The sequence below is a fragment of the Vitreoscilla filiformis genome (genome assembly GCF_002222655.1).
In the GTDB taxonomy this organism is placed as follows: Bacteria; Pseudomonadota; Gammaproteobacteria; order Burkholderiales; family Burkholderiaceae_C; genus Ideonella; species Ideonella filiformis.
Window position 1 is genome coordinate 2127241 of sequence record NZ_CP022423.1, and the last position, 13609, is coordinate 2140849.

The window sequence follows — 13609 nt, forward strand, 5'->3', positions numbered from 1 at the left end:
GTGGAATTCCCCTGTGGGAGTACCGGCCTGGACGCGAAGAGCGAGCAAGACAACCACGAGTCGAGGGCAAGGGCGTCGCTGCGAGGCGGGGTCTGGAGGAAGCCCCGTAGACAAGAGGTGCGAGGCGATGAATAGAAACCACACAAAGGAAGCCTAGGACGCGAAACGAGCCGGCACGAAATGGCGAATTTTGATGGTGCAGCGTCTAGGGTAGACGCGGCGCTTGTGCATCGACAGTTCACGTTCTTACCTGGTGTATTAAATGGTTTTTTAACGATCGTTTGTAGAAATTGAATAGCATAACTTCGCGTTTACTCGCTCAAGCGACGTCGCGCTGAAGGTCTGCGGGGCGCTCTGGTGAGAGTTCAGCGGGCAGATGCAAAACCTCAACGGCAGAGAACAGGGCATGCAGCATCCGGCTGTACTGCCCGATCACCAGCAAGAACGAGAGCAGCCACAAAACGCCGTTGGCAACCACCAGCAGACCCATGCTGCTACCCTGAACCCCCAAGGTTCCTTCGATCAAAGACAGGGTCATCACCAAGCCAATCAGGCCAACGGCGCCACCCAGCGCCCGCCCGGTTCGCCACAAATTCAACCGATCCTTGAGTTCTTCGAGCAGACCGGATTCGGCCCGTTCGAGACAGAAGGCGGTGATTTTGGCCATGATCGAGGTGTAGTAATACTTGGTGGTCACCCATTGCTGATAACGGGTCGAAAAAATCGAGCCTTGTGCCAAGGAGGCTAAATGCGCTTGGGTCTGCTGGGACGAGCTTTTAACAATGAATTGATAAACGGTTTGGTAATTGTTTCGGGTGATGTACTGCTTAAAAATATAAATTTCAACGGGGGAAAAAAATAGAAGGGCTGATGGCATCGATCAGCAGCCCCGTTGAAAAAATAATGATCACCCCGATGGCGGAAACCGAGTTCGAGGATAAATCGGTCAAGAACTCGAACTGGGCGCCACTCAGCGAAGACTTGAGACTTTCAAAAGACTTTAAAGCATCTGCAATGAAATGCTGGGAGCCCATCGAAGAAAGGCTGAAAAAGACGATGAGCAGCATGCCTGCCCAAAAAAGTCCACCGATGATGGCATATTCCGCGTAGCGCTCCCAGATTTTCATGATGGGGTGGGGGTCGTGGTGGGTTCAGGTGAAGATTTGAGTGCAGGGTCGGTGGGGGTCGAAGGGCGGAAAATCAAAGCCAATCCACTGCCGATGACACACCCTGCGGCACTGCCCACACCCGGGAAAACAAACGTGCCAACGGTGGCGCCCGCCAAACAACTGGCCGTCAAGCGGGCCGTGAGGCTGTTTTCTGTGGGGGCGGATGGAGGGGCTTTGGCGCCGTCGTCGGGGAGTGGGCTTTCTTGGGCGTGGCTCAGCGGTGCAACGCTTAAAACCAAACCCAGCAGGCCCGTTTGGAGGCCCATCCGCAGGCGTGGATAAATAATTTCTTTTTCCATGGCTAAACCCATCATTCCACAATGCCGGACATGAACATCTTGATGATGCCCTTGGCCGCAAAACCCAGCAGCCCCACCCCCAGCCCCAGGAACAGAACAAACGTCCCAAATTTCCCGGCCTTCGATTCTCTGGCCAACTGGATGATGATGAATACCATGTACAGCATGAAGGCGGTGACACCGACCGTCATGCCAAACCAAGCGACTTGTTCTTCTGTGATTCCATTCATTCAGTTTCGCTCCGCCGGCCCGCTGGCGGCGACGGTGTCTTGGTAAGCATGCCAACTGGCATGTGCGATCCAAGGCACGGTCAACACCAATCCAAGCAGCATGAGGGCCATTCCCAATAACGTCAGGCCCATGATCAAAACGGCCCACAAGGCCATCGGCACAGGATGTTCCATCACCACGTGCCAACTGGTGCCAGCACCCAACCGGTTCCGGCCAGTGGGAAGAAACCGCCGAACACCACCAGCCGGCGCATGCCGAAAAGGCGTGATTCCTGGAGGGCATGTTCGGTCAAGCGGTGGGACATGATGCGCAATCCTGGCTGTTTCAAGTGGGGGACATGAGCACGTCCAGCAGCTCGGTTTCGACTTGCAACTGCGTGCGGGATTGTTGCAGGGCCGGGCCACTGATCAGGAACATGTCTTCGACACGTTCTCCCAAGGTGGAGATTTTGGCCAACTGCACGTCGATGTGATGGGCCGCCAAAATGCGTGCGATGGCGTACAGCAGCCCGGAGCGATCACTGGCGCTGATCGACAGCAGCCAGCGTTGCGCTTTCTCATCGGGCCGCAGCGACACCCGAGGCTTGACCGGGAACGACCGCACACGCCGCGACACCCGCCCCCGGCTCGGCGCCGGCAGCGGCCCCGTGCTGGACAGCGCTTGTGCCGCTTGAGTTTCAACGAGCGAGATCATGTCGCGGTAGGCACAAGCGCTGGGATCGTCGGTCGCGGCGGGGTTCACCACCTGGAACGTGTCCAGCGCGAAGTGGGCGCGGGTGGTGTGGATTTTGGCGTCTTGAATCGAAAACCCAGCGCTGTCGAAGTAGCCGCAGATGCGCGTGAACACATCTGGCCGATCAGGGGCGAACACCAGCACTTGCAGGCCCTCTCCCAGCGGCGACGGGCGCGCCCGCACCACGGGCACCGTGGTGTTCAGGTGGCGCCACAGCGCACGGGCGTGCCAAGCAATCTCGGTGGCATCGTGGCGAGCAAAGTAGCTGACGGCCAGCGTCTTCCACAAAGGTTCCTCGGTGCCGGGCAGGGCACTGTGCAGCGCCAGAATTTGCCGGGCCTCGGCTTTACGGGCTTCGATTTCGGCGTCTGCGCTGGGCACGGCCCCCCCGAGGGCGCGCAGCGTCAGGCGGAACAAGTCTTCAAGCAGCTTGCCCTTCCACGCATTCCAGACCTTGGGGCTGGTGCCACGGATGTCCGCCACTGTCAGCAAGTACAAGGCGGTCAGGTGGCGTGCGTGGCCCATTTCTCGTGCGAAATGGGCGATCACTTCAGGATCGGAGAGGTCTTCCTTCTGCGCCACCCGGCTCATGGTCAGATGGTGGCGCACCACAAACTCCACCAGGGTGGCGTCTTCACGGTTCAGGCCGTGGTCGCGGGCGAAGCGGCGCACTTCCTCGGCACCCAGCAGGGAGTGGTCGCCGCCGCGCCCCTTGGCCACATCGTGGAACAGCGCGGCGATGTAGAGCAGCCAGGGTTTGTCCCACTGCGAGGCCAGTTGCGAACAGAACGGATATTCGTGCGCGTGCTCGGGGATGAAAAACCGGCGCACGTTGCGCAGCACCATCAAGATGTGCTGATCCACGGTGTAAACGTGGAACAAGTCGTGCTGCATGCGCCCAACGATGCCCCGGAACACCCACAAGTAGCGCCCAAGCACCGAGGTTTGGTTCATCAACCGGAAGGCGTGCGTTTGACCATCGTGCTGTTGCAGGATGCGCATGAACAACTGCCGGTTGACGGGGTCGCGGCGAAACCCCGCGTCCATCACCTTGCGGGCGTTGTACAGCGCCCGCAAGGTGCGGGCCGAAAGCCCTTTGGTGCCGGGCGTCTGCTGGTAGACGAGGAAGGTTTCGAGGATGGCGTGCGGCGTCGTCTGGTACAGGTCATCGCGGCTGACCTCGATCATGCCGCCCCGGTCAAAGAAACGCTCATTGATCGGGCGCATGGGCGCGCTTTCCGAACCGTTGATGCGCTCTTCCAAGTTGAGCATCAAAATCTGATTGAGCTGCGTCACCGCCTTGGCCGCCCAGTAGTAGCGGTGCATCAGCACTTCGGAGGCCCGTTCGGTGCGGCTGGCTTGGTAGCCAAAACTCTCCGCGACGGCGGTTTGCAAATCGAACACCAGCCGATCTTCGCGGCGCCGGGCCACCAAGTGCAAACGGCAGCGAATCAGGCGCAGCGTGCCTTCATGCTTTTGCAACTGCTTGACTTCAAAGGGGGTGATCAGCCCTTTGCTGCACAGCTCCCCCCATGTGCGCCCTTGGCGGGCTGCACGGGCCACCCACATCACCACTTGCAAATCACGCAGGCCACCGGGGCTTTCTTTGCAGTTGGGTTCGAGTGAGTAAGGCGTGTCTTCGTATTTGATGTGGCGCTGGCGCATCTCCAAGGTTTTGGCTTGAAGAAAAGCGCTGGCGTCCATGGCCTCGTTGCGCGCTTGGCGAAACTGGTTGTAGAGCTTGCGTGCGCCACACAGCAGGCGAGACTCCAGCAAAGCGGTTTGCACCGTCACGTCGTTGCGTGCTTCGGTCACGCATTCTTCGACGGTTCGCACCGAGGAGCCGATTTCCAGGCCGATGTCCCAACAGGCAGTGATGAAATCCGAGATGGCCGATTGGGTGACGGTGCGATCCACTTCGTCGCCGGGCAGCAGCAGCAGCACATCGACGTCCGAATAGGGGTACAGCTCGCCCCGTCCGTAGCCCCCAACGGCCACCAGGGCGGCGCCTACCGGCAGGTTGAACTGGTGCCAGAGCTGCGCCAAGATGGCATCGACGTGCCGTGCCAAACCGCGCATCAACCGGGCGGCACTGGTGGTGGTGGGGCGAGCTTCGGCGAAATGATCGAGCAAGCGCTGCTTGCCCTCGCGGAAACGGGCCCTCAGCTCGGCGATGGACACCACCTGGGAGGACGGGGCCGGCGCGGGAATGAGAAGGTCGAGGGGGTCGCTCATCGCCGCGCACTCAGGCATGAACGAAGTCCGGCGGCGGCGGTGTGCCAGCGGACACCGTCAGCACCTCATAGCCCGTTTCGGTGACGACGATGGTGTGTTCCCATTGGGCCGACAGCGAACGATCCTTGGTGACGATGGCCCACCCATCGTTCGATTCTTTGATGTCGCGCCGCCCGGCGTTGATCATCGGCTCGATGGTGAACACCATGCCGGGCACCAACAGCTCGCCGGTACCGGGGCGGCCATAGTGCAGCACCTGGGGATCTTCGTGGAACTTCTGGCCGATGCCATGGCCACAAAACTCCCGCACCACCGAGTAACCTGCTGATTCCGCAAACGTCTGAATAACATGGCCAATGTCGCCCAGGCGCGCCCCGGGCCGCACCTTCATGATGCCCTTCCACATGGCTTCGTAGGTGACTTGGCACAGCCGCTTGGCCGCGATGGAACCCTTGCCGACGATGAACATGCGGCTAGAGTCCCCGTGCCAACCGTCTTTGATGACGGTGACATCCAAGTTGACAATGTCCCCGTCCTTGAGGGGGCGATCGTTCGGGATGCCGTGGCAGACTTGGTGGTTGACCGAAGCGCAAATCGACTTCGGATAAGGTTTGTAGCCGCTGGGGGCGTAGTTGAGCGGGGCGGGGATCGCTTTTTGCTGATGCACGATGTGATCGTGTGCCAGTCGATCCAGTTCGTCGGTGGTGATGCCGGGTTTGACATGCTCGGCCAGCATGTCCAGCACTTCGGAAGTCAGCCGCCCGGCCACACGCATGGCCTCGATATTGGCCGAACTTTTGAGGGTGATCGTCATGGGTGTGAATTATCCCACCCGGTCACTGGCTGTGATTTGGGCGTGGAGATCGGCCAAAGCGTGCAACGCCAGTTCATGATCGAAACGACTGATGTGCCGTGTGATGGCGTCCACAGCTTCTGCGGAAACATCGGCGGCGTGGGAGGTGCGCCAGGCTTGGATCGCGGGCAAAAGCTGGTTCCACAGCGTTGCGGCGTCCAGAGAGTCGGCTTCCAGCCAAGCGCGCAGGGTGTCGAGTTGGCCTTGCAACCACGTCAGGGATGGCGGTGCCACCGGGGGCGGAGGGGGCGTTTGCATCGGAGCGGGCGCCGTTGGCTGCGGTGGCGGCGACGCTGTCGAAACCGGTTGCGCCACCGGGGGGCGCAGTTGCTCGATGGCGTGGCAGGCGGTTTGTAACGCTTGCGTCAGTCGGCCCAAGGGTTCGGACAGGCGGAGGACGGTGTCGGCGCCATCGGCGTTCAGGCATGCAATCAACGTGCGCTCCAGCGTCTGGGCCGGTTGTTGCACAGCACGCATGCCCAGATTGCCCGCTGCACCTTGCAGGGCGTGCGCCACTTGGCGAGCATTGGCGTATTCGGCCCGTTCGATTTGGCGGGCGAGCAGTTGCGCATCGGTGGCGTGATGCTGGGCGAAGTGATCCAGCACGCGGAGGTAACTGGCCGTGCGCTGGGCGAAGCGGTGCAAGCCATCCTGGGTGTCGATACCGGCAGCTTCCAGCACAGTCAAAGCGTTGCTGGGGGTGGCTGCGGGGGGCGGTGGCAGAAGTGGCGGCGGAGAAGCAGGCATGGAAGCAGTGTCAAGAGGTGGAGTGGAGGACGGTGCCGCCTGGGATTCGGCCACCGAGGGGAGCCAACGCAGCAGCGCACTGCACAGTTGCTGGGGCTCGACAGGCTTGGCCAAGTGATCGTTCATGCCGGCGTCCAGGCATGCTTGACGGTCTTCGCCGAACGCATTGGCCGTCATGGCCAGAATGGGCAGCGACACCTCAGGCAGCAGGGCGCGCAGGGCGCGGGTGGCTTCCAACCCGCCCAGACGTGGCATTTGCATGTCCATCAAGATGAGATCGGGTGGGTGGCTGGTGGCCATCTCCACACCTTGCTGGCCATCCTCCGCCAGCTCGACGTGCAAGCCCGCCATGTGCAACCACTCGGCTGTGACTTCCCGGCTGATGGGGTCGTCTTCCACCAGCAGCACGCGCTGGCCTGCGTGGGGGGTCAATTGGCGCGTCAAAGTGCGCAGCGGATCCTCGTCGTCCGGCGAGGCGGGCGCCAGCATGGCGGGGGTGCCTGCCGGGGCTGAGGCCCATGTCAGCGGCACTTCGAGCCAGAACAGGGCGCCGCCGTCGGGCAGATCTTGTGCGCCAACTTGGCCCTTCATCACGTCCGCCAGGCGCTTGGCCAGCGCCAACCCGAGCCCCGTGCCACCATAGCGGCGTGTGATGGAGCCATCGGCCTGCTCGAATGGCAGGAACAGGCGCGACAGATCCAGGGCCTTGAGGCCCATTCCAGTGTCGTGGACTTCCAGCCGCAGACCGGTGTGTCCCGGCCATTCGGCGGGCTCAATCGGCAAGAAGCGACATTGGATCGTGATGCCGCCTCGATCGGTAAATTTGGTGGCGTTGCTCAGGTAATTGAGCAAAATTTGGCTGATTTTGGCGCCGTCGCCACGCAGCCAGGTGGGGGCGGGTGGAAGGTTTTGCCGCAGCCACAGGCCCTTGTCGCGCAGGCGAGCGTGGAGTTTCTCGCAGCATTGAGCCACCAGTTGGTGCAGTTCGAATGTTTGGGATTCGATGCGGATGCGCCCCGCTTCGATCTTGGAGAAGTCCAGCAAATCGTTGAGGATGCTCAGCAGATGCTGGGCGGCGCCCTGGAGTTTGCCCAGGTGGTCACGCTGGCGCGGGGGCAACTCTGCGTCGGCCAAGAGGTGGGCCATGCCGATGATCGCGTTCATCGGCGTGCGGATCTCGTGGCTCATGTTGGCGATGAACGTCGTCTTGGCGCGGTTGGCGGCTTCGGCTTCGTCTTTGGCGGCGGCCAGGGCGGCGGTGCGCTCGGCGACCAGATCGCGCAAATGAGTTTGATAGCGCAGCAGTTCACGCTCGGATGCCTTGCGCTCCGTGATGTCCATCCACACCACCGAGAGGTAACTGCGTTCATCCAGCAGCAGCGCCCGGGCGGTGATCCAGAAATCGCGTTCCGTGCCATCCTTGCGCCGGTGCCGGTTTTCGAACTCCATGAAACCGATGGTCTGCGCACGCAAAGCAATGTTTTGCACCTGTTCGCGGCCCCAACTGCTCTGGATGTCGTAGACGCTCATGTGCAGCAGCTCGTCACGCGAATAGCCCAAGTCGTGGCAGGTGGCGTCGTTGAGTTCCTCGAAGGCCAGGGAGTGGGCATCGAGCAGCATCACGGCCAGCGGGCTTTGGTTGACGATGGTGCGGAAGATGCGTTCTCGGCGCTCCAGTGCCAGGGCGGTGCGGCGGGTTTCGGTTTCGTCGCGCCAGAAGGCGACGACGTAATCGGTGTCGTGCAGGCGCAGCGGGCGCATGGTGGACAGCACATCCACCCAAGAGCCATCCAGGCGCTGGATGCGGCGATGTTCTTCCCCAGTTTCCTGAAGAACCGGGCCTGGATGGGCGGGCCACAGCCCGGGCACATCGTTCAAACTCAGGCTGGCCATTTGTTCGCGAGGACGGCCCAGAAGCTGGCAGGCGGCATCGTTGAATTGCACCAAACGTCCTTGGGGCCACTCGGCCAGCACGATGCCATCACTGGCTTGGCTCAGAATGGCCCGCAGTGTTTCTTCGCGTTCCCGGGCGGATTTTTCAGCCGTGCGCAGTTGTGTGATGTCCCGCCCCACGCCCATGACGCCGATCAGCCCGCCTTGGGCATCGTAGAGCGCGGTTTTGATGACGTGCAGCAATTCCCGATGGCCGTCGGTGAATTGCAGCCATTCTTCGTTGCTGCAAGGGCGCCCTCCGTTGTCGATGGCGCGGCGATCGTGGAAGCGGAAAAAGTCGGCCTGCTCGTGGGTGAAAATTTCGTAGTCGGTCAGCCCGACCATGTCCGGCAACGCACGGCCAGTGAACCCTTCAAAGCGCGGATTGCAGGTGATGTAACGGCCATCCTTGTCTTTGATCCAGATCGGGTCGGGGTTGTTGCGCACGATGGCCTGGGTCAAATAATGGGCCTTCTCCAACGCTTGCTGCGTGGCTTGGTGGGTCTGGGCTGCTACGTGCAGGGCGCACATGGCGCGGGCCAGTTCGGCCAAGGGGTGGCGGGTGTCCTGAGCCAGAAGGGTGACACTTTCCGGGGGGGCTGTGCCGTTGTGGGCCAGGTTGATCATGGCATGCACCAGGGTGTTGGCATGGGCCGATAGGCGCCTTGCCAAGCCATACCAGACGCCCAACCAGATGACGCTGAACAAAGCCCCGATGACCACCAGCCACTTCATGCGCTGGGCAAGCTGGACATGTGCCTGATCTTGGTGCTGTTGTTCTTGTCGAGCCAAGGCGATGGCCCAATCTTGGGCGTGCCGGTTCAACGTGAAAAAGTGATCCGACAGCACCCGCAGGGGTTCCACCAAGCGCTCAGGTGACTGGCTGGGTTCACTCATGACCTGGGTCAGTTGCCGAACGGCTTGGCGGTGGCGTTGAAAGTCCTGCTGCAACGCGGCGCTGCGTTGTTGCAAATCGGAGTCGTACCACGGTTGCGCCAGCACGGTGGCAAGCCGGCTCTCGACCTGGGCGGCCTGCGAAAGCAACCGCTCACTGAGTGCCTCGCGGTACTCAGGGTCGCGGGCATGGGGGGCCTGAGTTTGCGCGGTTTGCTCCAGCTCCAGCACTTCGTGCAGCGTGCGTGCCAACACCACTTGGGTGTCCATATGGATCACATGCTGTGCGTGCAGCTGACGGTCGGTGAGTCCCAGCCACCACACCCCGCCCAAGGCGCTCAGCCCCATCCATACAGCCATCAAGGCCACGGGTGTGAACAACATCCCGAGCAAAGGGCGCTGGCGCAAGGTCATGGTGGTCAGTGTGTGGGTGGGGCGTCGGCGTAGCGCAGTGCGATGGCCCGGAACTCCTCGCGCAGCGCCAAATAGGCGTCGATGATGAGGGGGTCAAAGTGGGTGCCACGACCTTCCAAGATGATGCGATCAACTTCTTCGGCAGGGAATGCCGGTTTGTAAACACGGCGGCAACTCAGCGCATCGAACACGTCGGCCAGGGCCATGAGGCGTGCGGGCAGGGGGATGTTTTCGCCGTGGAGCCGGTCGGGGTAGCCCGTGCCGTCCCAGCGTTCATGGTGATGGCGGGAGATCTGGCGGGCGATCTCTAAAAAGGCCAGTGCCGATTCGCGTGCTTCGGTCACATCGGCGAACGCATGCTCTTGAGCGGCGCGGGCCATGGCATGCTCGATGGCATCGGCGCCGATGCACGGATGCAGTTTCATTTGCTCGTATTCCTCGGCGGTGAGCTTGCCGGGTTTGAGCAAGATGTGATCGGGGATGCCGACTTTGCCGATGTCGTGCAGCGGTGCGGCGTGGCCGATCATGCGGATGCGGTTGGGCGTCAGCTCGGCGGCATCACGCGGTTGGGTGGCCAGGTGATGGGCCAAGGTTTCCACATAACGCTGGGTGCGGTGCAGGTGGTTGCCGGTTTCGTTGTCGCGTGCTTCGGCCAGCAAGGCCAGGGCGTGCAGGCTGGCTTCCTTGACCAACTCGTTTTCCGCCACCCGCCGAGTGACCTCACGTTCCAGCGCCCCATTGCGGTCTTGCAAGACGTCGCGTGCTTGCTTGAGCGCCAGATGGGTGCTGATGCGTGCCAGCAAAATGGCCGGGCGGATGGGTTTGGTGACATAGTCCACCGCGCCCAGTTTCAGGCCATGTTCTTCGTCGTCTTGGGCGTCCAGGGCGGTGACGAAGATGACGGGGATGTCCTGCGTCTGTGCATGGGCGTGCAGTTGCGTCATGACGGCATAGCCATCCATGCCCGGCATCATCACGTCCAACAAAATGAGATCCGGATAAGGGGGGGTTTGCACCGCCCGGAGGGCACGCTCACCGGAGTTCGCCACCCGCACATGGTAGTGCGGGCGCAGCAGTTCACCTAACAGGACGAGGTTCTCTGGGGTGTCATCCACCACCAAGATGGTGGGGCGAGCAGCAGGGGTGAGCGGCATGGCACAACTCGAGAATTCAAGGGTGCCGCACACGCTAGCACGCTTGACTGTCTCCGCCCATCCCGGGCTTCCGGAAGCCCCACTGCAATCCCTGTTCAACCCCCGTGTTCAGCCGATGCGCTGCTGGCTGGCGCCGTCGAACAGATGCACCATCGAGGTGTCCCACACCACGCCGACCGAGGCCCCGACGCTCAAGCTGACCTTGCCCGGCACCCGTGCCGTCAACGCGCCGACGGGGGTGTCGAGCATGACGTAGGTTTCCGGCCCGGTCGGCTCCAGCATGGTGATGCAGCCGGGCAGGTGGTTTTCGCTGGCGTGGGCGTCCACCAGCCGCAGGTCTTCGGGGCGCACGCCGTAGCTCACCGTTGGCCCTTGGCCTTGGAGGGCGGCGCATTGGGCCGCGTTCAACGCCAGCTCGATGCCATGGGCGCTCAGGCCCGGCGCGCTGCCGCTGCGCTGTGCCGGAATCAAATTCATCGCCGGCGAGCCGATGAACTCGGCCACGAACTGGGTGGCGGGGCGGGCGTAGATGTCATCGGGTGTGCCGAATTGCTGCACCACACCATCCTTCATCACGGCGATGCGGTCGCCCAGCGTCATGGCTTCCACCTGATCGTGGGTGACGTACACCGTGGTGGTTTTCGTGCGCTGGTGCAGCAGCTTGATTTCGGCGCGCATTTCCACGCGCAGCTTGGCGTCCAGGTTGGACAGCGGTTCATCGAACAGGAACAGCTTGGGGTCACGCGCCAGGGCGCGGCCCATGGCGACGCGCTGGCGCTGGCCGCCGGAAAGCTGCCCCGGCTTGCGATCCAGCAAGTGGCCGATTTGCAGCATCTTGGCCACGCGCTCCACCGCCTCGTCGCGCTGGGCCTTGGGCACTTTGCGCATTTCCAGACCGAAAGCGATGTTTTGCGCCACGTTCATGTTCGGGTAGAGCGCGTAGCTCTGGAACACCATGGCGATGTCGCGGTCCTTGCTGGGCAAGTGGGTGATGTCACGATCACCGATGAGGATGTGGCCGGTGGTGGGCACGTCCAACCCCGCGATCATGGAGAGCAGGGTGGATTTGCCGCAACCCGAAGGCCCGACGAGGATGAGGAACTCGCCGGCTTCGATGTCGATGTCAATGCCTTTGAGAATTTCGACCTGGCCGTAGGTCTTGCGAACGTTTTGAATCGAGAGTGCGCCCATGCTGGTGCTCCTGCTTAACCTTTGACGGCGCCGGCGGTCAGCCCACGCACAAAATACTTGCCTGCGACGACGTACACAAACAGCGTGGGCAGCGCGGCGATCATCGCGGCGGCCATGTCCACGTTGTATTCCTTGACCGAGCTGCTGGTGTTGGCCAGGTTGTTCAGCCCGACGGTGATGGGCTTGCTGTCTGCGCCCGAAAACACCACGCCGTAAAGGAAGTCGTTCCAGATGTTGGTGAATTGCCAGATCAGGGTGACGACCAAAATCGGCGTCGAAAGCGGCAGCACGATGCGCCAGAAGATCTGCCAGAAGTTGGCGCCATCGAGCATCGCGGCCTTGATCAGCTCATCGGGCAAACCCACGTAGTAGTTGCGGAAGAACAGCGTGGTGCTGGGGATGCCGGCGATCACATGCACCAAGATCAGCCCCCACACCGAGGAGGCAATGCCCACCCAGCCCAGCACCTGACTCATGGGCAGCAGCACCACTTGCATCGGCATGAAGACGCCAAAGAGCAGCAGCGCGAACATGAACTCCGAGCCTTTGAACTTCCACTTGGACAGCACGTAGCCGTTGAGCGAGCCGATGAGGGTGGACACCGCCACCGCTGGCACCACCATCAACACCGAGTTCATGAAAAAGGGCTTCAAGCCGCCGCAGTCCGTGCCGGTGCAGGCGCTGCTCCAAGCCTTGGCCCAGGCTTCAAAGCTCGGGCTCATGGGCAGCGAGAGCAGGGTGCCTTCGCGGATTTCGTCCATCGTCTTGAGCGAGGTGCTCAACATGACGTAGAGCGGTGTGAGGAAAAACAGGGCGAACAGCCCCAGCGCCACAAAGAGCGCGATGCGACCCGCGTTCAGCATTTCTTCACCCGCAGTTCAGAGTAGAGGTAAGGCACGACGATGGCGGCCACCGTCGCCAGCATGATGGTGGCGCTGGCGGCGCCCAAACCGATTTGGCCGCGTGAGAACGCCATCGTGTACATGAAGGTGGCGGGCAGGTCGGTGGCGTAGCCGGGGCCGCCAGCGGTCAGCGCCATCACCAGATCAAAACTCTTGATGGCCAGATGGGAGACGACCATCAGCGTGGAGAAAAACACCGGGCGCAGCGTCGGGATGAGAATGCGCCAGTAGATGCGCGGCAAGCTCGCGCCATCGACCTGAGCGGCTTTGATGATGGATTCGTCGATGCCACGCAAGCCTGCGAGGAAGAGCGCCATCACAAACCCCGCCGATTGCCAGATGCCGGCGATGACGACGCAGTAAATCGCCATGTCCGGATCGACCAGCCAGCCGAAGGTGAAGTCGCTGAAGCCCCACTGCTGCATCAGGTGCTCCAGCCCGAGGCCGGGGTTCAAGATCCACTTCCAGGCCGTGCCGGTGACGATGAAGGACAGCGCCATCGGATAGAGGTAGATGGTGCGCAGCACCCCTTCAGCACGGACTTTTTGATCCAGCAAGATGGCCAGCAGCAGGCCCACGGCCATGCCGCCGCCGATGAACAGGGCGCCAAAAATGGCCATGTTTTGCAGCGCCACCCACCAACGTTCGTTTTCAAACAGGGTGACGTACTGTGCCAGGCCGACGAACTCGTAGTTCGGCAGCAAACGTGAGGCAGAAACAGAGAGGTAGCCGTTCCACGCCATCAGTCCATAGATGAAGAGGAAGGACAACACAAACGAAGGCGCCACCACCAGCTTGGGCAGCCAGGGCGTGCGCAGCGCAGACGGTGCGGACATGGGAGCGGGCCTTTGCAACC

13 protein-coding genes are annotated in these 13609 nt (G+C 61.8%); all 13 read right to left on the reverse strand.

Annotated features, from left to right (window positions below):
* Positions 1-319: 319 nt before the first annotated feature.
* Positions 320-739 (reverse strand): hypothetical protein, encoded by a 420-nt coding sequence (locus VITFI_RS10195; protein WP_089416864.1) that lies wholly within the window; start codon positions 737-739, stop codon positions 320-322.
* 103 nt (positions 740-842) lie between these two features.
* Entirely contained in the window at positions 843-1127 is a 285-nt protein-coding gene (locus tag VITFI_RS10200) for a hypothetical protein (protein WP_089416865.1), read from the reverse strand.
* Positions 1124-1468 carry a hypothetical protein gene (locus VITFI_RS10205; protein WP_157725639.1) on the reverse strand — a complete coding sequence of 115 codons (345 nt, stop codon included), beginning with the start codon at positions 1466-1468 and terminating at the stop codon, positions 1124-1126. Before VITFI_RS10205 ends, VITFI_RS10200 begins: the two co-directional genes overlap by 4 nt.
* 11 nt (positions 1469-1479) lie before the next feature.
* A complete protein-coding gene (locus VITFI_RS10210; RefSeq protein ID WP_089416867.1) occupies positions 1480-1698 on the reverse strand; it encodes a DUF2788 domain-containing protein in 219 nt (72 codons plus the stop codon).
* On the reverse strand, positions 1699-1872 hold the full coding sequence (locus VITFI_RS10215) for a hypothetical protein (RefSeq protein WP_198301415.1): 174 nt from the start codon (positions 1870-1872) through the stop codon (positions 1699-1701).
* Positions 1872-2003 carry a hypothetical protein gene (locus VITFI_RS18680; RefSeq protein ID WP_269768714.1) on the reverse strand — a complete coding sequence of 44 codons (132 nt, stop codon included), beginning with the start codon at positions 2001-2003 and terminating at the stop codon, positions 1872-1874. Before VITFI_RS18680 ends, VITFI_RS10215 begins: the two co-directional genes overlap by 1 nt.
* Before the next feature lie 20 nt (positions 2004-2023).
* Entirely contained in the window at positions 2024-4666 is a 2643-nt protein-coding gene (locus tag VITFI_RS10220) for a [protein-PII] uridylyltransferase (RefSeq protein WP_232476571.1), read from the reverse strand.
* Positions 4667-4676: 10 nt separating this feature from the next.
* Positions 4677-5480 carry a type I methionyl aminopeptidase gene (gene map / locus VITFI_RS10225; protein WP_089416869.1) on the reverse strand — a complete coding sequence of 268 codons (804 nt, stop codon included), beginning with the start codon at positions 5478-5480 and terminating at the stop codon, positions 4677-4679.
* A 9-nt stretch (positions 5481-5489) separates the two neighbouring features.
* Positions 5490-9506, reverse strand: a complete 4017-nt coding sequence (locus tag VITFI_RS10230; RefSeq protein WP_089416870.1) for a PAS domain-containing hybrid sensor histidine kinase/response regulator — start codon at positions 9504-9506, stop codon at positions 5490-5492.
* A gap of 5 nt (positions 9507-9511) precedes the next feature.
* On the reverse strand, positions 9512-10660 hold the full coding sequence (locus tag VITFI_RS10235; RefSeq protein WP_089416871.1) for a response regulator: 1149 nt from the start codon (positions 10658-10660) through the stop codon (positions 9512-9514).
* A 108-nt stretch (positions 10661-10768) separates the two neighbouring features.
* Complete coding sequence (locus tag VITFI_RS10240) at positions 10769-11851, reverse strand: ABC transporter ATP-binding protein (protein ID WP_089416872.1); 1083 nt, start codon at positions 11849-11851, stop codon at positions 10769-10771.
* A 14-nt stretch (positions 11852-11865) separates the two neighbouring features.
* Entirely contained in the window at positions 11866-12714 is an 849-nt protein-coding gene (locus VITFI_RS10245) for a carbohydrate ABC transporter permease (protein WP_089416873.1), read from the reverse strand.
* Complete coding sequence (locus tag VITFI_RS10250) at positions 12708-13589, reverse strand: carbohydrate ABC transporter permease (RefSeq protein WP_089416874.1); 882 nt, start codon at positions 13587-13589, stop codon at positions 12708-12710. The genes VITFI_RS10245 and VITFI_RS10250 overlap by 7 nt, the downstream gene beginning before the upstream one ends.
* Positions 13590-13609 lie beyond the last annotated feature (20 nt).